Annotated in this window: 20 protein-coding genes; 4 read left to right on the top strand and 16 right to left on the bottom strand. The window is 64.2% G+C overall.

What is annotated here, in order from left to right; translation table 11 throughout:
- Positions 1 to 52 precede the first annotated feature (52 nt).
- The 8 genes from fhuF to ACN9MO_RS11800 all read right to left on the bottom strand — a co-directional run bounded on the left by fhuF (position 53) and on the right by ACN9MO_RS11800 (position 8260).
- Positions 53 to 808, bottom strand: coding sequence for a siderophore-iron reductase FhuF (gene fhuF / locus ACN9MO_RS11835; protein ID WP_057253264.1), 756 nt, complete (start codon positions 806 to 808; stop codon positions 53 to 55).
- Between the two features lie 237 nt (positions 809 to 1045).
- A complete protein-coding gene (locus ACN9MO_RS11830) occupies positions 1046 to 1537 on the bottom strand; it encodes an ester cyclase (protein WP_057253266.1) in 492 nt (163 codons plus the stop codon).
- A 67-nt stretch (positions 1538 to 1604) separates the two neighbouring features.
- The gene (locus ACN9MO_RS11825; RefSeq protein ID WP_057253268.1) at positions 1605 to 3032 is read right to left on the bottom strand and encodes a gamma-aminobutyraldehyde dehydrogenase; all 1428 of its coding nucleotides are present in this window, start codon (positions 3030 to 3032) and stop codon (positions 1605 to 1607) included.
- Positions 3033 to 3056: 24 nt separating this feature from the next.
- The gene (locus ACN9MO_RS11820; protein ID WP_057253270.1) at positions 3057 to 3872 is read right to left on the bottom strand and encodes an ABC transporter permease; all 816 of its coding nucleotides are present in this window, start codon (positions 3870 to 3872) and stop codon (positions 3057 to 3059) included.
- Positions 3862 to 4812: an ABC transporter permease gene (locus ACN9MO_RS11815; protein WP_057253272.1), complete on the bottom strand. Its 951-nt coding sequence runs from the start codon at positions 4810 to 4812 to the stop codon at positions 3862 to 3864. The genes ACN9MO_RS11820 and ACN9MO_RS11815 overlap by 11 nt, the downstream gene beginning before the upstream one ends.
- A complete protein-coding gene (locus tag ACN9MO_RS11810) occupies positions 4809 to 5807 on the bottom strand; it encodes an ABC transporter ATP-binding protein (protein ID WP_057253275.1) in 999 nt (332 codons plus the stop codon). The genes ACN9MO_RS11815 and ACN9MO_RS11810 overlap by 4 nt, the downstream gene beginning before the upstream one ends.
- A gap of 223 nt (positions 5808 to 6030) precedes the next feature.
- Positions 6031 to 7191, bottom strand: a complete 1161-nt coding sequence (locus ACN9MO_RS11805; protein ID WP_057253277.1) for an ABC transporter substrate-binding protein — start codon at positions 7189 to 7191, stop codon at positions 6031 to 6033.
- A 160-nt stretch (positions 7192 to 7351) separates the two neighbouring features.
- Complete coding sequence (locus ACN9MO_RS11800; RefSeq protein ID WP_029742595.1) at positions 7352 to 8260, bottom strand: LysR family transcriptional regulator; 909 nt, start codon at positions 8258 to 8260, stop codon at positions 7352 to 7354.
- Positions 8261 to 8419: 159 nt separating this feature from the next.
- On the opposite strand from ACN9MO_RS11800, the gene ACN9MO_RS11795 reads away from it, so the two are divergent.
- The gene (locus ACN9MO_RS11795; protein ID WP_162733649.1) at positions 8420 to 9334 is read left to right on the top strand and encodes an alpha/beta hydrolase; all 915 of its coding nucleotides are present in this window, start codon (positions 8420 to 8422) and stop codon (positions 9332 to 9334) included.
- Between the two features lie 54 nt (positions 9335 to 9388).
- Here ACN9MO_RS11795 and msrA read toward each other — a convergent pair whose 3' ends face one another.
- On the bottom strand, positions 9389 to 10111 hold the full coding sequence (gene msrA / locus ACN9MO_RS11790) for a peptide-methionine (S)-S-oxide reductase MsrA (RefSeq protein ID WP_425984953.1): 723 nt from the start codon (positions 10109 to 10111) through the stop codon (positions 9389 to 9391).
- Between the two features lie 153 nt (positions 10112 to 10264).
- Here msrA and ACN9MO_RS11785 point away from each other — a divergent pair, with 153 nt between their 5' ends.
- The gene (locus tag ACN9MO_RS11785; protein WP_113133015.1) at positions 10265 to 10666 is read left to right on the top strand and encodes an ACT domain-containing protein; all 402 of its coding nucleotides are present in this window, start codon (positions 10265 to 10267) and stop codon (positions 10664 to 10666) included.
- 28 nt (positions 10667 to 10694) lie between these two features.
- Here ACN9MO_RS11785 and ACN9MO_RS11780 read toward each other — a convergent pair whose 3' ends face one another.
- The 7 genes from ACN9MO_RS11780 to ACN9MO_RS11750 form a co-directional block, all read right to left on the bottom strand.
- Positions 10695 to 11114, bottom strand: a complete 420-nt coding sequence (locus ACN9MO_RS11780) for a GFA family protein (RefSeq protein ID WP_113133014.1) — start codon at positions 11112 to 11114, stop codon at positions 10695 to 10697.
- 107 nt (positions 11115 to 11221) lie between these two features.
- Positions 11222 to 12820: an MFS transporter gene (locus ACN9MO_RS11775; protein WP_425984949.1), complete on the bottom strand. Its 1599-nt coding sequence runs from the start codon at positions 12818 to 12820 to the stop codon at positions 11222 to 11224.
- The gene (locus tag ACN9MO_RS11770) at positions 12813 to 13277 is read right to left on the bottom strand and encodes an SRPBCC domain-containing protein (protein ID WP_113133012.1); all 465 of its coding nucleotides are present in this window, start codon (positions 13275 to 13277) and stop codon (positions 12813 to 12815) included. The genes ACN9MO_RS11775 and ACN9MO_RS11770 overlap by 8 nt, the downstream gene beginning before the upstream one ends.
- A gap of 124 nt (positions 13278 to 13401) precedes the next feature.
- Positions 13402 to 13971, bottom strand: a complete 570-nt coding sequence (locus tag ACN9MO_RS11765; protein ID WP_113133011.1) for a TetR/AcrR family transcriptional regulator — start codon at positions 13969 to 13971, stop codon at positions 13402 to 13404.
- Positions 13968 to 14462 (bottom strand): HPP family protein, encoded by a 495-nt coding sequence (locus ACN9MO_RS11760; protein ID WP_057253288.1) that lies wholly within the window; start codon positions 14460 to 14462, stop codon positions 13968 to 13970. The genes ACN9MO_RS11765 and ACN9MO_RS11760 overlap by 4 nt, the downstream gene beginning before the upstream one ends.
- Before the next feature lie 120 nt (positions 14463 to 14582).
- Positions 14583 to 16577 carry a CocE/NonD family hydrolase gene (locus ACN9MO_RS11755; protein ID WP_113133010.1) on the bottom strand — a complete coding sequence of 665 codons (1995 nt, stop codon included), beginning with the start codon at positions 16575 to 16577 and terminating at the stop codon, positions 14583 to 14585.
- Positions 16578 to 16629: 52 nt separating this feature from the next.
- On the bottom strand, positions 16630 to 18186 hold the full coding sequence (locus ACN9MO_RS11750) for an ABC transporter substrate-binding protein (protein WP_162733648.1): 1557 nt from the start codon (positions 18184 to 18186) through the stop codon (positions 16630 to 16632).
- Between the two features lie 208 nt (positions 18187 to 18394).
- Between ACN9MO_RS11750 and ACN9MO_RS11745 the strand changes: the two genes are divergently transcribed.
- Together ACN9MO_RS11745 and ACN9MO_RS11740 are read left to right on the top strand one after the other, a co-directional pair.
- Positions 18395 to 19189: a helix-turn-helix domain-containing protein gene (locus ACN9MO_RS11745; RefSeq protein WP_113133008.1), complete on the top strand. Its 795-nt coding sequence runs from the start codon at positions 18395 to 18397 to the stop codon at positions 19187 to 19189.
- A gap of 59 nt (positions 19190 to 19248) precedes the next feature.
- Positions 19249 to 19590 carry a PAAR domain-containing protein gene (locus ACN9MO_RS11740; RefSeq protein WP_057253294.1) on the top strand — a complete coding sequence of 114 codons (342 nt, stop codon included), beginning with the start codon at positions 19249 to 19251 and terminating at the stop codon, positions 19588 to 19590.
- Positions 19591 to 19593 lie beyond the last annotated feature (3 nt).

Here is a 19593-nt window from a genome sequence, read left to right as displayed (position 1 = left end):
ATGACGAGGAAGAACCGCCGGGCGGTCTGGAAAATGCAGCGATGAGGCAAGCCTATTGGTTCCTTTGGCTAGGAAGGGCGCAGAGGCTGCCGCAGCTCGGCACGCCGGGCAGCAGGTAGCGCAGGCAGCAGATCTTGCGGCGGCAGACGCGAGCGCCGTCTTCTTCCTCGTGGCGGAGGCAATCGAAGAAGGGATTGGGCGTGCCGTCCGGCAGGGACTTGCTGCCGATGAGGGCATCGGCCTGGGCGTTCAGCGGCTCGATGCCCGAGGCCCGCAGCGCATAGTCGATGTAGACGAGCGCATTGTTCCAGGCGAGTTTCGGGGCGATGCCGCCGACGGACTTGAGGTAACCGACGACCTCGCGCAGATGCCCTTGCATCAGCGGTGCGAGCGTCGCGAAGACGTCGGTGTCATCGCCCGCCTGCCAGTCGCCCGATGTGGCGACGCCGAAGGTTCGGGGCAGGCCGTCTTCGGCAAGCGCCACTTTCATCTGATCGAAGGTGACGGGGAGCACCTGATGGTCGAGCACGCGCGCCACCAGATAGGGGATGGTGAGGCTCGAGAAATAATAGAGCGACCACATGGAGGCGACGGCGCGCCGATCGCTGGCTCCGGATTTTTCCGTGTAGACGTCGAGCGCCCGGTCGAAGGCGCCAGAGGCGAAGAAGTCCGGCAGCGCAACGCCGTCGGAGAGTTCGTCCGAGAGCACCATCTTCTCGTTGCACCAGGCATGGGTGCCGGCAAAGGCGGCCGACAGCGCCTTGGGGCCGCCTGTCGCGACGACTGGTTCGGAAACGGCAACCGTCATGGCGTCACCCGCATCCGGGCAAGCCCGATCGGAAACTCAGCCGTGAAAGAACGCTGTCCTGCAAGCATGCAACACCTTCTGAGCGCGGTCAGAAACTCATAAGGTGATCGTGTTACTCAAGATTTCGTGCGGCGCAAGTCATTTATGAGTTTTACAATCATGATTTGCGGACAAAAGGAGAGCGCAGCCACAAGCCGGAGCTTGCGGCTGCCAATGCGCAAGGCTAAGCGCCGCCCGTTACATCAGACCGAGCTGCTTGTAGAAGCCGAGGGCGTCGTAATAGTCGTTCTGGGCGGCGATCTTGCCGTCCTTGATGGTGAAGACCGAAGCGCCGGTGAACTTGAAGCTCTTGTTGGTCGCGGCCGTGCCATCCGCCCAGGCGCCTGAGTTGGTGCCGGAGAACTCCCATTCGAAGGAGACCTTGTCGCCGGCTGCGATTGGGTCGCCCTTCATGGTCCAGACCGCATCGGGAACCGCGTTCAGGAAGTTGTCGATGACGCCGGTCTTGGCGGCATCTTTCCCGGTGACCGGCTTGCCGACGGACGCGTCGTAATAGGTCACGTCGTCGGCGAAGTAGGATGCGGCCTTGGCCGAGTCATGGGCGTTCCAGGCCGCGACATAGGCCGCGACCACATCCGGCGCGGCGTCGGCGGCGAAGGCCGCCGGCGAGAGCACCAGGGCGCTGAGGCTCAGAGCGCCTGCAGCAACAAGCAATTGACGACGGTACATGGCAAACTTCTCCCGTTTGTTTTCGTTTGCATGCGATATGCGAGCCGAGCTCAGGCGCGTGTGCGCCTCAGCCGTGGTTGATCATGATGTGGCGAACGGCGGTGTAGTCCTCGAGCGCATAGACCGACATGTCCTTGCCGTAGCCCGATTGCTTGACGCCGCCATGCGGCATCTCGTTGGTCAGCATGAAATGGGTGTTGATCCAGGTGCAGCCGTATTGCAGCCGCGAGGCTGCCTTCATCGCCCGGGAGATGTCCTTGGTCCAGACGGAGGAGGCGAGGCCGTAGTCGCTGTCATTGGCCCAGGCGATCGCATCGTCCTTGCCGGTGAAGCGGGTGACCGAGACAACCGGGCCGAAGACTTCGCGGCGGACGATCTCGTCCTCCTGGGTGGCACCGGCGACCACGGTCGGCTGGAAGAAGAAGCCATCGCTGCTGCCGGCGCTGCCGCCGGTGGTGATCTCGATGTGCTTCTGGTCGGCGGCACGCTCGACGAAGCTTGCAACGCGATCGCGCTGGCGGCGCGAAATCAGCGGGCCGATCTCGTTTTCGGTGTCGTCGGCAAGATTGTAGCGGATGGTCGAGACGGCGGAGGTAAGGTCGGCGACCAGCTTCTCGTAGATGCCGGCCTCGGCATAGATGCGGCAGGCGGCGGTGCAGTCCTGGCCGGCATTGTAGTAGCCGAAGGTGCGGATGCCATTGACCACCGCTTCGAGATCGGCGTCGTCATAGACGATAACAGGGGCCTTGCCGCCGAGCTCCAGATGCGTGCGCTTGACGGTCTTGGCGGCGGCCGCCAGCACCTTCTTGCCGGTGGCGATGTCGCCGGTGATCGAGACCATAGAGATCTTCGGATGGTTGATCAGCGCATTGCCGACGGTTTCGCCACGGCCGGAAATGACGTTGACGACGCCTTCCGGCAGGATGTCGGCGAGCACGCGGGCAAGCTTCAGCGCCGTTAGCGGCGTCTGCTCGGAGGGCTTGAAGACGACGGTATTGCCGCCGGCGATTGCCGGCGCCAGCTTCCAGGCCATCATCATCAGCGGATAGTTCCAGGGGGCGATCGAGCCGACGATGCCGATCGGGTCGCGGCGGATCATCGAGGTGTGGCCGGGCAGGTATTCGCCAGCTGTCGGCGCATGCAGGTTGCGCACGGCGCCGGCGAAGAAGCGCCAGCAGTCGACGATGGCCGGCAGTTCGTCGTTCTTCACCGCGTTGATCGGCTTGCCGCAGTTCAGCGCCTCAAGGGCTGCAAAGCCGTCCGCATCCTTCTCGATCGCATCGGCGATCTTGAGCAGATAGTTGGAGCGCTCGGCCGGCGTGGTCTGCGACCAGCTGGTGAAGGCCTGCTCGGCGGCGTCGACAGCCGCCTCGACCTGGGTATGCGAGGCTTCCGGCAGGTCGACGATCTTGCCGCCCGTCCGCGGGTTCAGGATGTGTTCGTCGGCCTCGGTGCCGGCTTCGAAGCGCGATCCGATCAGCAGTTGGGTGTCCATGTCTGTTCTCCCTTGATAGTCGAGTTATTTGCCGGCACCGGCGATCTGGTCGCCGTCGCGGGTGAGGTAGTAGGCGCCGAGGATCGGCAGGAAGGTGACGAGCACCACGACCATGGCGACGACATTGGTCACCGGGCGCTGGCGCGGGCGGATCAGCTCTTCGAGCATCCAGATCGGCAGGGTCGATTGCTGGCCGGCGGTAAAGGTGGTGACGATCACCTCGTCGAAGGACAGCGCGAAGGCGAGCATGCCGCCGGCGAGCAACGCCGTGCCGATGTTCGGCAGGATGATGTGGCGGAAGGTCTGGAAGCCGTCGGCGCCGAGATCCATCGAGGCTTCGATCAGCGAGCCTGATATCCGCCGGAAGCGGGCGACCGCATTGTTGTAGACGACGACGATGCAGAAGGTCGCGTGGCCGAGAACGATGGTCCAGAAGGAAAAGGGGATATCGGCCATCGAGAAGGCGGAGCGCAGCGCAATGCCGGTGATGATGCCGGGAAGCGCGATCGGCAGGATGACAAGCAGCGAGATCGTCTCGCGGCCGAAGAAGCGCGTCTGGCTGACGGCGGCCGCACAGAGCGTGCCGAGCACCAGCGCCACCGACGTGGCTATCGCGGCGACCTTGACCGAGAGCGTCAGCGCCGCCCAGACGTCGGGCCGGTTCCAGGCAACGGCGAACCATTGCGCGGTCAGCCCCGGCGGCGGGAACTGGTAGCTCTTTTCCTCCGTCGTAAAGGCGTAGAGGAAGATCAATAGGATCGGCAGGTGCAGGAAGGCAAGGCCGGCGGCGGCCGCGATCTTCAAGCCCATCGGCGAGCGGTTCAAGCGATCAGAGCGCATCGAAAGCCCCCATGCGTTTGGCCACAAACAGGTAGGCGCCCATGATGACGATCGGCACCACCGTGAAGGCGGCGGCGAGCGGGATGTTGCCGGCGGTGCCCTGCTGAGCATAGACCGCCTGGCCGATGAACAGCCGGGACGAGCCGACGATCTGCGGGATGATGTAGTCGCCGAGCGTCAGCGAGAAGGTGAAGATCGAGCCGGCGACGATGCCCGGCAGCGCTAAGGGAAAGAGCACGTGACGGAAGGTCTGCGCCGGCGTGCCGCCGAGATCCGAGGAAGCCTCAATCAGGTTGCCCGGTACGCGCTCGAGCGCTGCCTGGATCGGCAGGATCATGAAGGGCAGCCAGACATAGACGAAGACGATGAAGGTGCCGGTATAGCTGACCGAGAGCGAGTTGCCGCCGACGACGGGAAGCGACAGCCAACCGTCGAGCAGCCAGAGCAGGTGCAGCTTTTCGAAGATCCAGGTGAGGATGCCTTCCTTGGCGAGGATCAGCTTCCAGGCGTAGATCTTGACCAGATAGCTCGACCAGAGCGGCAGCATGACGCCGAGATAGAAGAGCACCTTCCATTTTCCCTGCGCGTAGCGCGCCGCGTAATAGGCGATCGGGAAGGCGATGACGGCGGAAGCGAGCGTGACGGTTGCCGCCATCGTCACCGTGCGCAGGATGATGTCGAGATTGGTTTCGCTCAAAAGCTGGCGATAGGTCGCCAGCGTGAACTCGTAATTGATCAGGCCGGAGAAATCGTCGATCGAGAAGAAGCTCTGCAGCAACAGCGCAAAGAGCGAGCCCAGATAGACGACGCCGAGCCAGAGCAGCGGCGGCGCAAGCATCACCGTCAGCAGCAGATGCGGGTGCTTCCAGAAAAAGTCCGACAGGCGGCCGGCGGGGCCGCGGCGCTCGGGCAGAACGAGGGGTTCGGCAAAGGCGGTCATGCGTCCTCCATCGGGTGCAGCTCGTCGGCGGCGAAGCTGATGGTGACGGGGCTGCCGACCGCAGGCACGGTGAGCGCTGCGGGGCTGGCGACGGCGACACGGGCCCCATCGACATCGACGACGACGCGGTTGACGGCGCCGAGGAAACTATGGGCCGAGACGGTGCCCGAAAGGCTGAGCGCGCCGGTCCACGGGGTGGAGATGGAGATCGCCTCCGGGCGCAGGCTGGCGGAGGGTGCCTTCAAACCGAGCCGCTGGCAGATTTTTTCCGGCAGCACGTTGGACGAACCGACGAAATCGGCAACGAACCGCGTCTTCGGCTGCTTGTAGACGTCTTCGGGGCTGCCGAGCTGCTGGATGCGGCCATCGTTGAAGACGGCGATGCGGTCGGCCATGGACAGCGCCTCGCCCTGGTCGTGGGTCACGAAGACGAAGGTGATGCCGAGCGATTTCTGCAGGCTCTTCAGCTCCTCCTGCATCTGCTCGCGCAGCTTCAGATCAAGCGCGCCGAGCGGTTCGTCGAGCAAAAGCACCTTGGGCTTGTTGACGAGCGCCCGGGCGAGCGCCACGCGCTGACGCTGGCCGCCGGAGAGTTGTCCGGGGCGGCGAGTGCCGTAGCCCGGCAACTTGACCATGGCGAGCGCGTCCTCGGCTGCCTTGCGGCGTTCCTCGCGGCCGACGCCCTTGACCATCAGCCCGTAGGCGACGTTGTCGAGGATCGAGAGATGCGGGAAGAGGGCGTAGTCCTGAAACACCGTGTTGACGCTACGCCGATAGGGCGGCACGCCCTCGGCCGTCTCGCCGAAGATCTCGATATGGCCGCCGGTCGGCTGCTCGAAGCCGGCCATCAGGCGGAGACACGTGGTCTTGCCCGAGCCGGAGGGACCGAGCATGGCGAAGAATTCGCCCTCGGCGATTTCGAGGTTCACGCCATCGACGGCGCGCACGGCGCCGAAGTGGCGGGAAACATTGTCGAAGAGAACGGCGGTGGTCATTGAAGTACTCCGGAAAGTGTGGCCCCTCATCCCCGCGGTGAGGGGAAGCGCCCCTCATCCGCCCTGCCGGGCACCTTCTCCCCGCAGGCGGGGCGAAGGGGACTCGTGGCGGGCGTCTTGCCTCAAAGGTCACGCCCGAGGCTTGGCCGGGGGCGTTCCCTCTCCCCGCGTGCGGGGAGAGGGCTAGGGTGAGGGGCGATGCTTGCGATGTGGTCGCGACGGCTCAGCGGCCGCCGATCACGCCGATGTAGTCGGAGACCCAGCGGTGATAGGGCACGCATTCGCCCTGGCTTTCGCACTTCGTAACCGGCGTCTTCCAGAACTTGACCTTGTCGAAGTCCTCATAGCCATTGGTCTTGCAGCCGGCGTCGGTCAAAAGGTCGTTGCCCTTGCAGGCGGCACCGACGGACGGGTTGGCGCCGAACCAGGCGGAGACGTCGCCCTGCACCTTCGGCGACAGCGAGTGCTCCATCCACATATAGGCGCAGTTCGGATGGGCGCTTTCGGCATGCAGCATGGTCGTATCCGCCCATCCGGTGACGCCTTCTTCCGGAATGGTCGAAGAGATCGGCAGCTTTTCGGCTTCCATCAGGTTGACCTGGAACGGCCAGGAGCCGGAGGCGACGACGCCTTCGTTCTTGAAGTCGTCGATCTGGATCATCGCGTCGTGCCAGTAGCGGCCGACCAGCTTGCGCTGGCCGCGAAGCAGATCGAGGGCCGCCTTGTACTGGTCTTCGTTGAGTTCGTAGGGATTCTTGATGCCGAGCTCGGGTTTGTGGGCCATCAGGTAGTTGGCGGCGTCGGCCACATGGATCGGACCGTCATAGGCTTGGACGCGGCCCTTGTTGGACTTGCCGTCGGGCAGGTTCATTTCCTCGAAGACGACATTCCAGCTCTTCGGCGTTTCGCCCTTGAAGGCGTCCTTGTTGTACATCAGCACGTTCGGGCCCCAGACATAGGGTACGCCGTAATGAACGCCGTTGACCGTGAACCACGGCGCGTTCTGCATGCGCTCGTCGATCGTCTTCCAGCTCGGGATCAGATCGGTGTTAACAGGCTGGACGCGCTTGCCGGCAACGAGGCGCAGTGAGGCGTCGCCGGAGGCGGTGACGAGGTCGAAGCCGCCTTCATTCATCAGCGCGACCATTTCGTCCGAGGTGGCGGCCGTCTTGACCGAGACCTTGCATCCGGTCTGCTTTTCGAAATCCGTGACCCAGTCGTAGTTCTTGTCGGTGTCGCCGCGCTCGATGTAGCCGGCCCAGGCGACGATGGAGAGTTCGCCTTCACCCTTGCCGAGTTCCTTCAGCGGCTCCTGCGCGAATGCCGGGGCAACAAGGCCAAGCGACAGGGTCAATGCCGTGCAGGATTTAAGCATCTGCTTCATCTGAATTCTCCCAGTTTTGAGCCGCATTTTACGGCTTCGTTCCCAGAATGAAGCGTGCCTTGATTTCTCCGCATTCGCAAATTCATTAAACAGAATGTCGCTTTCGGTTTTTCCGATATCAACGCTCAGAAGCGGCCTGAAAGCAAACAAATCCAGTGGGTTAACGCGGGCGGGCGCTTCGAAGCGCCTCGGCGATGCCGACGAAATCGCGCGCCGATTGCGGCAGGCCGGAGCCTTTGCGCCAGACCATGCCGACCTGCACGACGGGAAGCGCGCCGGAGACGTCGCGGCTTTCGATCCGGTCACCTTCAAGCGACCACGGGCGGTAGACGAGATCGGGCAGGAGCGCGATGCCGGCGCCGGTTGCGACCAGGCTGCGCACCGCTTCCACCGAGCGGGTGCGGAAGGCCACATGCGGGCGGGCGCCGAGTGCCGACAGCAATTTGCCGGTGTTCTCCTCGATTTCATCCACCGTCAGCATGATCAGCGGTTCCTTGGCGATATCGCTGACGGAGATGATGTCGGCGCTGACCAGAGGGTGGCCGATCGGCAGCCAGAGACGATAGGGCGATGTCTCGAGGATTTCGGCCTGCAGCGCCATGCGATCGCGCAGGTTGGAGATGACCATGACGGCGACGTCGAGCTCGCCGCCGATCAAGAGATGTTCGAGATAGGAGCCGTTGTCCTCGATGGCGCTGACCTCGACGCCGGGGCAGGCGCGGCGGTAGCGGGCCAAGAGATCGGAGAGCACGTAGCCGGCAACAAGCGAGGTGACCCCAAGATTGAGCTTGCCGCCGGTTTCCTCGCGGCTGTCGGAAAAGCTGCGTCGGGCGTCGGAGACATTGGAGAGGATCTTGGTGGCGTGGCGCAGGAACTGGTGGCCGTTATGGGTGATCGACAGGCCGCGCGGATGGCGGTCGAAGAGCTCGACGCCGAGATCGCCTTCGAGCTCCTTGATCGCCTCGGTGATCGAGGATTGCGAGATCGAAAGGTTCTGCGCCGCACGGGTGATCGAACCCTGCTCGGCGACGGCGACGAAATACTGCAACTGTCGAAATGTGAAGGCCATGGCGCGAGTTAATAGGTGCGGGGCAGGGCTGGCAAGCGCCGAAACGCAAGCGGATCGGTCGGTGATTTTTTCCTGTCATGTCGGTTTTCGAACAGGGAGCGGGCGTGCCGATGCTAAGCTTGCGCGAAAGCGGGATGAGAGGAGGACGATGTGGACCAGATGACGAAGCGGCCGATGCCGACGGAGGAGGGGATCCTCGCCTTTCACCGCCGCTGCGAGGCGTTCTATCCGGCCGATGCGGTCGATGCCTCGATCGAGCAGCAGCGCCAATGGTACGACGCGCTTTGCGCCGAATTCGATGCGCCGAGCCCGGCCGGTCTCACCCGCGAGGATAGGCTCGTCGATGGCCGCATCCCGATCTGGCGCTATTGGCCGGCGACCGTTTCGACGAAGACCCGCATCTACTACATCCATGGCGGCGGCTTCGTCGTCGGTTCGCTTAACAGCCATGATGCGATCTGCGCCGAGCTGGCGGATTTTGCTGGGGCAGAGCTGGTATCGGTCGATTATCGCCTGGCGCCCGAGCATGTCTGGCCAGCGGCCTTCGAGGATTGTTATGCGGTGCTGCAGGAGTTGCTCGCCGATGGTCGCCCGGTCGTCGTTGCCGGCGACAGCGCCGGTGGCAATCTCACGGCCGGCATCGTGCTCAAGGCGCGAGCGGAGGCGCTCGCCGGCATCGTCGGCCAGGTGCTGATCTATCCGGGTCTCGGTGGCGACCTCGTGTCCGGCTCCTATGTGGAGATGGCCGAAGCACCGGGGCTGACGACCGCCGATACCAGCTATTATCGCAAGATCCTGCAGGCGCCTGCCGACAATCCCTTCGCAGCGCCCTTGGCGGAAAAGGATCTCTCGGGCTTGCCGCCGACCTATATCACCGGCGCCTTCTTCGATCCCTTGCGCGATGACGCCCGGATCTATGCCGCGCGCCTTGCTACGGCCGGCGTCAACGTCACCTTCCGCGAGGAGCCGCAGATGATCCACGCCTGGCTGCGGGCGCGGCACATGAGCGACGGCGCGCGGGAAGGGTTTCGGCGGCTGGCCGAGGGCGTGGCGGTACTTGCAGGAACCCGCTGACAATTGGTGCGTTGCCGTTCCGGGCGGAAAGCTGCGTCACGCTATTTCTATCAGCTAGCTTTTCGCCTTGAACACCAGCACGGGGTTTGCCCGGAAGGCCTGCGGGAAGAGCACCCGCAAGTTCTCGATCTTCGGCATGTCGTTGTAGACGATATAGCGGTGCGTCGGATTTCGCGTCAGGAAATCCTGATGATAGTCCTCGGCGGCGTAGAATCCCCTAAAGGGTGAGACTTCCGTAACGATCGCCGCGGGGAAGGCGCGTGACTTGCCGAGTTCGGCGATATAGGCGTCGGCGATGCGCTTCTGCTCATCCGTGACGGCAAAGAGCGCCGACCGGTATTGGGTGCCATGGTCAGGGCCCTGGTAATTGAGCTGTGTCGGGTTGTGGGCGACGGAGAAGAAGACCTGCAACAATCCTCCATAGGTCACCTCGCGCGGATCGTAGATGACCTCCACTGATTCCGCGTGGCCGGTCTTGCCGCCGCTGACCGTCTCGTAGTCGGCGGTCGCAGCGCTGCCGCCGGAATAGCCCGAAACGGCTTTTTTCACGCCTTTGACATGCTGGAAAACGCCCTGAACGCCCCAGAAGCAGCCGCCGGCAAAGACGGCGATCTCCGTCGTGCCGGACACTTTCTCGTCGAGCGAGGGCGGTGGGATGACGACGGCCGGTTCCTGGGCGGCGGCGACCGGTACCGCCGCCAGCAGCGCGGCGAAGGTAGCCACCAGCATCCCGAGGGGTCTGTAAGAGGCACGTGCCGACTTGCTGCGCAACGCCATCATTTCCTCCACCACCCGGTTTCCACTCCAGGCGCTTGATGACTTCATGTTTTCACGGGAATGACAATGGTCAAATCGCGATCGCGTGCTTCACGCCAACGTGACGATCCGCTACCACTTCAGCCGATCAGATGCGCAAACGGGGAAGATGTCATGGCTGGCGAAACGGATCTCGCAAAACTGCTGGCGACGATGAACCCGGTGCTGTTTCCGCAGACCTATGTCTACTGCACCGTCGCCTACCGCGATCAGGCGCGCTACCAGGCGCTGGAGCCGCTCGCCACCTATCGCGAGGACGAGGGGCTGACGCTGGTGCTTGCCCGCAGTGCTGCGGACGAGGCGGGGCTCGATTACGGTCCGCTGCTTCGGCGCATCACGCTCAATGTGCATTCGGCGCTGGAAGCCGTTGGTCTGACGGCGGCTGTCTCGGTGGCGCTGACGCGCGAGGGCATCAGCGCCAATGTGATCGCGGCCTATTATCACGACCACATCTTCGTGCCGGAAGCGGATGCCGAACGGGCGCTGGACGCGCTGCGGGCCTTGACCGTCGCCTGACGCGGTACAACTCCCGGCGGACCGCGCCTCACATGAAGCGCGTGTCTTCCGGTGGGTTGAAATGGTCGTCAGCGCGGCCGTTCTCATAGATAATGGGCGCTTCGCCCAGTTCCGCGTCGCTGACGCCATCGAGGCAGGCGGCGTTGACTGCGTAGAAGTGGCCAAGAAAATCCTTGTGGTAGCCGCGCGAGAAGGGGCGGACGCCGCAGCGGCTGCAGAAATAGTGGTCGACGTCGCCCTCGATCCAGCTCGAGTTATCGGCCCGATAGCTCGTGAGCTTGTCCTTGCCGGTGGTGATCCCGAACTCCTCGCGAAGGGCAAAGGCCTTCTGCATCCGTGTCTTGGCGCAGAAGGAACAGTTGCAGCGGCGAACGCCCTGGGCGAGATCGAGCTGGCATTCGAAGGTGACGGCACGGCAGTGGCAGCTACCGCGATAGAGCTTTTTCATCGGTTTCCTCCCTTCGGGCGCATGTCACCGTTCGCCGGCCGATGGCCCACGTTGCTGGGTGCAGCGTTGATTGCGTTCTGATGCCGCGGCGACTTGCGCCGCGGGTGTTATCCGACGTTGCCCGAGGGCGCTGCCTCGTGGACCAGCGCCGTGGCCTTGCCGTCGCCGTCATCGCTCGCCTTGCGCAGGAGCAGGAAGGCCATGAGCGCGGTGGCGAGCGACAGGAATACGCAGATCGAGGCGGTGAAGGCGAAGGACTGGGTGAAGACGTCACGTGCCGCCGTCAATAGACGCTCGGCTTCAGCCGACGGTAGATCGGCGGCGACGGCCACCGCGCCGCCGAGCGTCTGCCGGGCCGCGGCGATCGTCTCTTCCGGCAGGCCGGTTACCACCAGCCCGTCCATGCGGCCGCGATAGGCCGAGGTCAGCAGGCTGCCGAGCACGGCAATGCCGAGCGCGCCGCCGAATTCGAAGCTGGTCTCGGAGATCGCCGAGGCTGCGCCGGCGCGTTCCGGCGGCGCCGAGCCGACGATCATGTCCGTCGTCAAGGTTCCGATCGAGGCGAAGCCGAGGCAGAGGACGACGAGACCCGTCGTGACGAGCAGCGGGCTGCTCGATGTGCCGACCTGGGTGCAGATCGCGAAACCGACGGCCGCCAGCACGAAACCGGAGGCGATCAGATTGGAGGCGGCAAAGCGCGTTGCGAGCACCGGCACCCCCATCGAGGCGACGATCATCGCGACGCCTGTCGGCACCGACCAGAGGCCGGCAACGAAAGGCGAAAGCCCGAGAACCAGCTGCAGATATTGCGCAACGAACAGGAACGCGCCGAAGCCGACGAACATGCCGAGGATGTTGACGCCCAGTGCGGCGCTGAAGGTGAGCGTCCTGAACAGCGCCAGATCGATCAGCGGATCGGCAAGCCGGAGCTGGCGGCGTGCAAACAGGATCGCGACGGCGATGCCGAGCAGAATGAAGAAGGTCGCTGTCGTGTCGAGTCCGGCCTCGGCGATGTGCTTCACGCCGTAGATCACCGAAAGCACGGCAACGAGCGACTGGCCGGCGCTGGTGATGTCGATCCGACCGGCCTCGGGATCACGGAACTCCGGCAGCAGGATCGGTACGAGAACCAGGATCAGCACCATGACGGGAACGGCGAGAAGGAAGACCGAGCCCCACCAGAATTGCGACAGCATGAGGCCGCCGACAACGGGCCCGATGGCACCGCCGGCGGAGAAGCTGGCAAGCCAGACGCCGATTGCGAAAGTGCGCTGCCTGTCGTCCAGGAACATGTTGCGGATCAAGGAGAGGGTGGAGGGTGCAAGCGTCGCCGCCGCGACGCCGAGCACGGCACGTGCGAGGATCAAGGTTTCGGCGTTCCAGGCAAATGCGGCGAAGATCGAGGCGAGGCCGAAGGCGATCGAACCGATCATCAGCAGCCGCCGGCGGCCGATGCGGTCGCCGAGCGTTCCCATTGTTATCAGGGAGCCCGCGACCATGAAGCCGTAGATGTCGATGATCCAGAGAAGCTGGGCGGCGGAGGGCTTCAGCTCCTCGGTCAGTTGCGGGACCGCGAGGTTCAGCACGGTCAGGTCCATGGAATAGAGCATGCAGGGCAGGGCCAGCACGGCGAGCCCGATCCATTCGCGCCGGGTCGCCCTAGGGCCGGGCGTCACAGGGCTTTGCAGGTTTGCGATCTCAGACATGTTCGAGGTAATCCTTGAGCCGCTCGAGGCACTCGCCCCAGCCTTCCTGGTGCGAGTCGCGCTCCTCGACGGTCTCGAATGGTGTTTGCTGGAAGGTCAGCCGTGTCCGGCCGCCGATATCGGCAAAGGAAACCGTGACCAGCGTGTCGGTGCCGGGCTCGCCGTCTTCATCCCAGGCGAAGGTGAAGACGAGCTTTTCGGGCTCGCGCACTTCGCGATAGACGCCGCTCATCCAGTAGTCCTGGCCTTCGGGCGAGCGGATGCAGGCGCGCCAAGCGCCGCCCGGACGGAAGTCCATGTTCACCGAATGCGGCGTGAAATCCCGCGGTCCCCACCAGCGCAGCATGTGCTCGGGCGTCGACCAGACCTTGAAGACGAGGCTCACCGGCGCTTCGAAGTCGCGCACGATTTCCAGTCCGATGTCCTTGCGCGTTGCGTTTGCGGTCGCCGGTGTCATGAAGCCTCCTCGCTTGGCGCCCCAATGCGCCCAGTCCTTAACCGTAGAGTTATTTAACTTATCGGTTAATATCTGCGCGCGAAGGCGCTTGTCAAGGTAGGCTCAAGCGGTGATCTGATTTTTGTCAATTTGGCGGGAAGGGCAGGCACCGCGTCTTCAGCCGGACGAGCACCCGGCCGAAGGCGCCGGGATCGTCAAGGCTGCGGGCGAGGATCAACGCCCCCTGAATGCCGCCGACGATTTCCTCGGCGAGCGGGTTGCATTCCGCCTTTGGCGTGCCGGCGCGTTCAAGCGTCGCAGCGAGATCGGCGCGCCAGTCGGAGAAGTAACCGTTGAGTTCGCGGGCGAAACGGTCGTGCGCGCCGCTTGCGGCGATCACGCCCATCAGGCAGAGCCTGCGGCCCTGGCGGAAATAGTTGTCCACGCCCGCAAACATTGCCTCCAGCGCTTGCGCCGGATCTTCGGCGTGGCGCAGTGCTTCGAAGATGTGGGTGCGGAACCACGCGGCGATATCGCCGAGCACGGCCTCGGCCATCTCCTCCTTACCGCCGGGGAAAAAATGGTAGAGGCTGCCTTTGCCAAGGCCGGTCTTTTCGGTGATCAGGCTGAGGCTGGTGCCGTCATAGCCATGCTCGCGGAAGATTTCCGCCAGCGTGGCGATGACGTCCTGACGTTCGGCGACGATGCGGCTCATGCCGGTTTCCTCACAAGCGGATACTCGACCCGGGCGAAGCGGTGGAACAGCGCGCCGACCGCGACGAGGATCAGCGAGCCGGTGAGCACCGGGAAGAGCAGGAACTCGAAACCGGGATCGGCGGCGAAGACGACGAGCGGATTGGCGCCCGCCGGCGGATGGGTGATGCGCAGCGCCGCCATCAGCGCGATCGCCGCGCCGACAGCGATCGCCACCGCCCACCATTCGTTGGGGAAAAAGGCCCTCAAGACCAGGCCGACGAGGGTGGCGACGACATGGCCGCCGACGACATTGGCCGGCTGCGACAGAGGGCTTGATGCGACCGAGAAAATCAGCACGCAGCTGGCGCCGAAGGGCGCCATCAGCATGGGATGGCCGACAAGATTGGTGAGCGCGCCTACGGCAGCAATGGCGACAAGGCCGCCGATGCCGGCGATGAGGCCGCGGTTGATATGAACGGGAGGCTGGTGACGCGAGAAGAAGTGGCGCATTTGTGTACCAATCGGTCAAGTGTTTACCGATTGGTACAATGACTTGCCGATGAAGTCAAGAGAGTGCTGCCGGACCGGGCGTGGCGGCGGCCAACGGCCCGCCCGTTCCTGGCGCGCACCTCACATGAAATCGCGAGGGATGCGCTTCTTGAAGTGCTTCTCGAAGATCTGCCTGTCACCCTCATAGGCGACGACTTCAGCCTCGGTGATCCACTCGCTTTCGGTGCAGTGGAGCGTCGAGGTCGAGACCGTGCGCACCGACCAGCCGTCGCGCTTGGCGACACAGGTCCAGGTCGAGGTTCCGATCATCGAGAGCGGATCGTCGGGCGCGATCGACCAGGTTTCGTCGCGGATGTCCTGGGTGGCAAGGCCGGTCTCAGGATGTTCGGAGAGGCCGGTGTCCTCGTAGATCCGGTAGTGGGTCATGCCGTGGGTCATGTCGCGCTCGACGGTGCGGCTCGATGTACCGCGTGTCAGTTCGCGGTATTTCGGCAGCGGATCGGGGTTTTCCGGCTCGGGCACGGCGATTTCGCGGTGAGCGCCAAGCAGCGGCAGCGCCAGCGACAGGCTTGATGTGTCGATCGTGAGGCCCGGCTCCGTGGGTGATGGCAGGATCAGCGGCCAGTAGGAGGTGGAGAGCGACACGCGAATGCGGTTGCCCGCGCGGAAGCGGTAGCCACAGGCGTCGAGCACCAGCGTGATGCGCGTCTTGCGGCCGGGCTCCATCGCCCTTGGGCTTTCGTTGCCGTCGCGGTGCGCGAGGTTCAGGACGCCGAAGGCGACGCGGGTCGCGGTGCCATCCGGATGCACGTCGACGAGGCGCACGGCGAGGTTGGCGGTTGCTGCCTGGCAGCTGACATCGACGGTCAGCGTCGGCTGGCCGAGATAGTCGGCGGCGGCAAGCAGCGGCGCCGTCTCGAAAGTGAGCGAGCCGGCGTCGTCGATGCGCTGGTCACCGGCCATTTCGGCGTCGGGCTTCAGGGTGAAATATTCGCCGGACGCCGTTCCGGTATCGAGCGGCGATTTCAGGTAGATCTCGCCGACGCCGGTGCCGCCGGCCGAAGGCGTCAGCCGGCCATCATGGGAGATGCCGAAAAGCTGCATTTCCGGCGATGCCCAGGCGTCCTTCGCCACCCAGCGGCCGGGATCGCTGTCGCGCCGGAGCGACGGGCGCGGGCCATCGAGAATATAGGCGCGCACCTGCGGCCCGTCTTCGGCGCCGTTTTTCTCGTCGCGCAGCCAGCGGTTCCACCAGCGGATCGCCTCGCCATGAAAATCGGCACGCGGTTTCGGGAAGGCGAAGTGCGGATATTTATGCACCCAGGGACCGATCAGCGCCTTCGCCTTGTCGCCGAGGCCCTCGACTGCCTTTAAGGGCGTGTTGCGGTAACCGTCGGCCCAGCCGGCAATCACCAGCGCCGGCACGTCGAACCCGTCGAAATCCTCTGCGATAGAGCCGTGCTGCCAGAAGGCGTCGCGGCGCTGATGCTCCATCCACTCCTCCATGAAATAGGGCTCGTTCTCCAGCCGCTCCATCCACATTTCCTTCCAGCGGTCGCCGACGATTGCAGGGTCGGGCGAGCGCGACTGGTAGCCGAGCATGGTCGCCGCCCAGGAAAGCTGGGCGGAGAGGTGACAGCCGTTCTTGTAGTGGATGTCGTCGTTGTAGCGGTCGACCGTCGAGGCGATGGAGACGACGGCCTTCAAGGCCGGCGGCTTCAGGGCGGCGACCTGGAGGCAGTTGAAGCCGCCCCAGGAGATACCCATCATGCCGACCTTGCCGTTGGACCAGGGCTGCGCCGCGATCCATTCGATGATTTCGCACCCGTCCGAAAGTTCGCGCGGCGTGTACTCGCCATCGATGACGCCATCGCTTTCGCCGGAGCCTCTGATGTCGACGCGCACGCCGGCAATGCCGGCGGCGGCAAAGACGGGATAGGTAGATTCGTCGCGCAGACTCGTGCCGCCCTGCTTGCGGTAGGGCAGGTATTCGAGCACGGCCGGAACCGGCGCGGCTCCCGCGCCGGTGGGCATCCAGATGCGGGCGGCAAGCCGGGTACCGTCCTTCAGCCGGATCCATTCGTTTTCGATCACAGTGAATTCACGTTCTGACATGTCGTTCTAACTATCTCTTTGTTCTCTCGGGCAATTCGGGACGTGGAATTGCTTAGCTGTCGAACCAGACGCGGCTTGCGACATAGCCGTTGGAAAGATCGTTGCCGATGTCGTCGACGAAGCCCTTGAGCGAAGCCGAGGCAGCGTTCACGTAATCGTTGAAAACGGGCAGGATCAAGCCGCCTTCGTCACGCACCGTCATCGCCATGCTGTGGTACATTTCCTTGCGCTTGGCATCGTCGAGCTCGGAGCGGGCCTGAAGCAGGAGCTTGTCGAAGTCCTCGCGCTTGAAGCGCGTGTCGTTCCATTCGGCGGTCGAAAGGTAAGAGGTCGAGTAGCGCGAATCCTGCGTCGGCCGGCCGCCCCAGTAGGAAGCGCAAAAGGGCTGCACGTTCCAGACGTTGGTCCAATAGCCGTCCTCCGGCTCGCGACGCACTTCGAGCTCGATGCCAGCCTTCCTGGCGCTTTCCTGGAAGAGCACGGCAGCGTCCGCCGCACCCGGGAAGGCGGCGTCGGAGGTGCGCAAGAGGATCGGCCGGTCGTGGCCGGACTTCTTGAAGTGGAAGGAGGCCTTGTCGGGGTCATAGGCCCGCTGCTCGATGCCCTCAGGCGCCAGTGCGTAGTTGCCGTTGACCGGATAGTCGTTGCCGAGCGTGCCGAAGCCGCCGAGCACCCGGTCGAGGATCGCCTGGCGGTCGACCGCATATTTCAGCGCCAGCCGGAGATCGTTGTTGTCGAAGGGCGCGGTGTCGCAATGCATCAGGAAACTATAGAAACCCTTGCCCGCGGTCCGGAGGATCTCGACGCGCGGCGCCCGCTTCAAGAGCGGCACGGTCTTCGGGTCGATGTTGTTGATGAAGTGAACTTGGCCGGAAGAAAGGGCGGCGATGCGCGCCGTCGTGTCGTTCATCACGATGATCTCGACCGAGTCGACGAAACCGCGGTCGGAGCGCCAGTCAGCGGCGTTCTTCTCGAAGGTGGCGCGCAGGCCTGCCTCGTAGCTTGCAAGCTTGTAGGGGCCGGTGCCGATGGGCGAGGCTGGGTTGTCGACGCCGCCCTTCGGCTGGATGATCAGGTGATAGTCGGTCAGAAGCAGCGGCAGGTCGGCATTGCCCTCGGTCAAGGACAGCACCAGTGCGCCGCCCTTTTCCTCGATGGTCTTGATGGAGCGCATCAGCCCGAGGGCGCCGGACTTGGAGCCTTCGTCGGCATGGCGCTTCAAGGTCGCAACGACATCGGCGACCGTCAGCTTGCTGCCGTCATGGAAACTAACGTCGCTGCGGATCTTGAAGGTCCACTGCGACGCATCCGCCGAAGGCTCCCAGGATTCGGCAAGGGCCGGCAGCGGCGCGCCGGTCTTCGGGTCGGATTCGACCAGCGTATCGCCCCAGAGGTGACCGATGACGAAGGAGACGGAACCGCTATAGGCGGCGGGGTCGAGCGAATCGGTGGTGGCGCCGCCCTTGAGGCCGAGCTTCAGATGGCCGCCGCGCTTTGGCTCCTGCGCGCGCGCGTCGCCTGCCGCCAGCGTTGCGCCGAGGCCGGCCGCAAGTCCGAGCGCTGCGGTACCCGCCAGGAAGCCGCGCCGGCTGATGCCGGTCGAAGCCATGCTCGCGGGGACGAGAAGGCCGTCGGGTCGCTTCGTGAATTCGGTCATTTCAAGGTTCCCTTTGGCATAATGTTTATCGAGGAAACCTAATGGCTGCAGGCGCGTGCACAATTTCGCGACTTGACGCTTTTTTACGCTCTTTTACGCTATCCCTTCGCCGCCGGCTTCTATCAAGGTGGTTGGCGCCAAGGTGAGGGCGGGTAGCGCAGTGCAGGACATCGACATCTTCTCGGCCAATCTTCGCTTTGCCTGTTCGACGCGGCGCTCGATCTCGCAGATCTGCCGTGAGATCGGCATCAACCGGCAGCAGTTCAATCGCTACATCGGTGGCGAAGCGCGGCCGTCACCGCACAATGTCACGCGCATCGCCCGCTTCTTCGGACTGGCGGCCGAGGACTTCGCGCTGCCGGCAAAACAGTTCGAGGCGCGCATGACGCGACCGGACCGCGATCGCTCGGACGCCGGTCTGCTGCTCGAAGGCTTTCCCGGCGACATCGCGGGCTTGAGGCGCCATATCGGCTACTATCAGACTTACCATGTTTCGCTCTCCTGGCCGGGGCTGGTTGTGTGCTCCTGCGCCCGGATCTACGAGGAGGCGGGCTCGATCCGGGTCAAATCGATCGAGCGCATCCGCGACCCGAAAAACGAGATCCAGCAGTTCTCGAAATATGTCGGTCTCGTCACCTTCTGGCGAAACCGCATCTTCGTCGCCGAGCGCAGCATCGGGCGCGAGCCGATGCTGGCGCAGACGATCCTTCTACCCTTCGAAGTGCACCAGCGCGTCTATCTGCGCGGTACCACCATGGGGGTCTCCTGGCGCAAGGAGAACCTGCCTTATGCGTCTCGGATGATCTGGCGATCTCTTGGGGCTCAGCCGGATCTGCGCCAGATGCTCTCGCGCTGTGGCGTGCTTTCCTTCGGTTCGCGACACATGCCTCAGACGGTCCGCGCCTTCCTTGATGCGCCCGAAGCCGAGCCTTTGACCGTGCCGACCGAATATTGAGGCGGGGGCGCGGCCGTGTCATAGCTTGCACCGGCAAGGGGACAATTGGAGGAGAGATCATGAAAGCTGTAGCGGCCGTCACCGCCTGCCTTTGGTTCGCCGTGCCGGCTCCGTCTGCAATGGCCGAGGAGGCGCGGGCGCCGATCCCGTCCTGCGCGCTTTCGGGCGCCTCCAGCGTGATGATCGGCGGCCAGCCGGCGCTCAGGCTCTCCGACGTCGCCAATTGCCCGCCGGAACTCTACGAGGTGGTGCCGAGCATCATGATCGAGGGTCAGCCGGTCGTGCATTTCCGCGCGGGTGCTGGCGCCAAGGGCGATTGCGCCGCGAAGGCAGAACCGTCTGTGACGTTTGAAGGCGAAGCCGCCCAGCGCGTGGGCGACGTCGATTGCCGGCAGAAGTGAGAT

It is taken from the genome of Ensifer sp. R-19, from assembly GCF_049905105.1.
GTDB lineage: Bacteria > Pseudomonadota > Alphaproteobacteria > Rhizobiales > Rhizobiaceae > Ensifer.
The sequence above is the reverse complement of the archived record's forward strand: the minus strand, read 5'-3'. Positions and strand labels throughout refer to the sequence as shown.

Coding starts and splice junctions, on each gene's coding strand:
- ACN9MO_RS11775 (WP_425984949.1), bottom strand. CDS start 12,820: ATGTCTGAGATCGCAAACCTGCAAAGCCCTGTGACGCCCGGCCCTAGG.
- ACN9MO_RS11750 (WP_162733648.1), bottom strand. CDS start 18,186: ATGGCTTCGACCGGCATCAGCCGGCGCGGCTTCCTGGCGGGTACCGCA.
- ACN9MO_RS11810 (WP_057253275.1), bottom strand. CDS start 5,807: ATGACCACCGCCGTTCTCTTCGACAATGTTTCCCGCCACTTCGGCGCC.
- ACN9MO_RS11815 (WP_057253272.1), bottom strand. CDS start 4,812: ATGACCGCCTTTGCCGAACCCCTCGTTCTGCCCGAGCGCCGCGGCCCC.
- ACN9MO_RS11770 (WP_113133012.1), bottom strand. CDS start 13,277: ATGACACCGGCGACCGCAAACGCAACGCGCAAGGACATCGGACTGGAA.
- ACN9MO_RS11785 (WP_113133015.1), top strand. CDS start 10,265: ATGGCTGGCGAAACGGATCTCGCAAAACTGCTGGCGACGATGAACCCG.
- ACN9MO_RS11830 (WP_057253266.1), bottom strand. CDS start 1,537: ATGTACCGTCGTCAATTGCTTGTTGCTGCAGGCGCTCTGAGCCTCAGC.
- ACN9MO_RS11820 (WP_057253270.1), bottom strand. CDS start 3,872: ATGCGCTCTGATCGCTTGAACCGCTCGCCGATGGGCTTGAAGATCGCG.
- ACN9MO_RS11805 (WP_057253277.1), bottom strand. CDS start 7,191: ATGAAGCAGATGCTTAAATCCTGCACGGCATTGACCCTGTCGCTTGGC.
- ACN9MO_RS11740 (WP_057253294.1), top strand. CDS start 19,249: ATGAAAGCTGTAGCGGCCGTCACCGCCTGCCTTTGGTTCGCCGTGCCG.
- ACN9MO_RS11800 (WP_029742595.1), bottom strand. CDS start 8,260: ATGGCCTTCACATTTCGACAGTTGCAGTATTTCGTCGCCGTCGCCGAG.
- ACN9MO_RS11760 (WP_057253288.1), bottom strand. CDS start 14,462: ATGCGCCACTTCTTCTCGCGTCACCAGCCTCCCGTTCATATCAACCGC.
- ACN9MO_RS11765 (WP_113133011.1), bottom strand. CDS start 13,971: ATGAGCCGCATCGTCGCCGAACGTCAGGACGTCATCGCCACGCTGGCG.
- ACN9MO_RS11755 (WP_113133010.1), bottom strand. CDS start 16,577: ATGTCAGAACGTGAATTCACTGTGATCGAAAACGAATGGATCCGGCTG.
- fhuF (WP_057253264.1), bottom strand. CDS start 808: ATGACGGTTGCCGTTTCCGAACCAGTCGTCGCGACAGGCGGCCCCAAG.
- msrA (WP_425984953.1), bottom strand. CDS start 10,111: ATGGCGTTGCGCAGCAAGTCGGCACGTGCCTCTTACAGACCCCTCGGG.
- ACN9MO_RS11795 (WP_162733649.1), top strand. CDS start 8,420: ATGACGAAGCGGCCGATGCCGACGGAGGAGGGGATCCTCGCCTTTCAC.
- ACN9MO_RS11780 (WP_113133014.1), bottom strand. CDS start 11,114: ATGAAAAAGCTCTATCGCGGTAGCTGCCACTGCCGTGCCGTCACCTTC.
- ACN9MO_RS11825 (WP_057253268.1), bottom strand. CDS start 3,032: ATGGACACCCAACTGCTGATCGGATCGCGCTTCGAAGCCGGCACCGAG.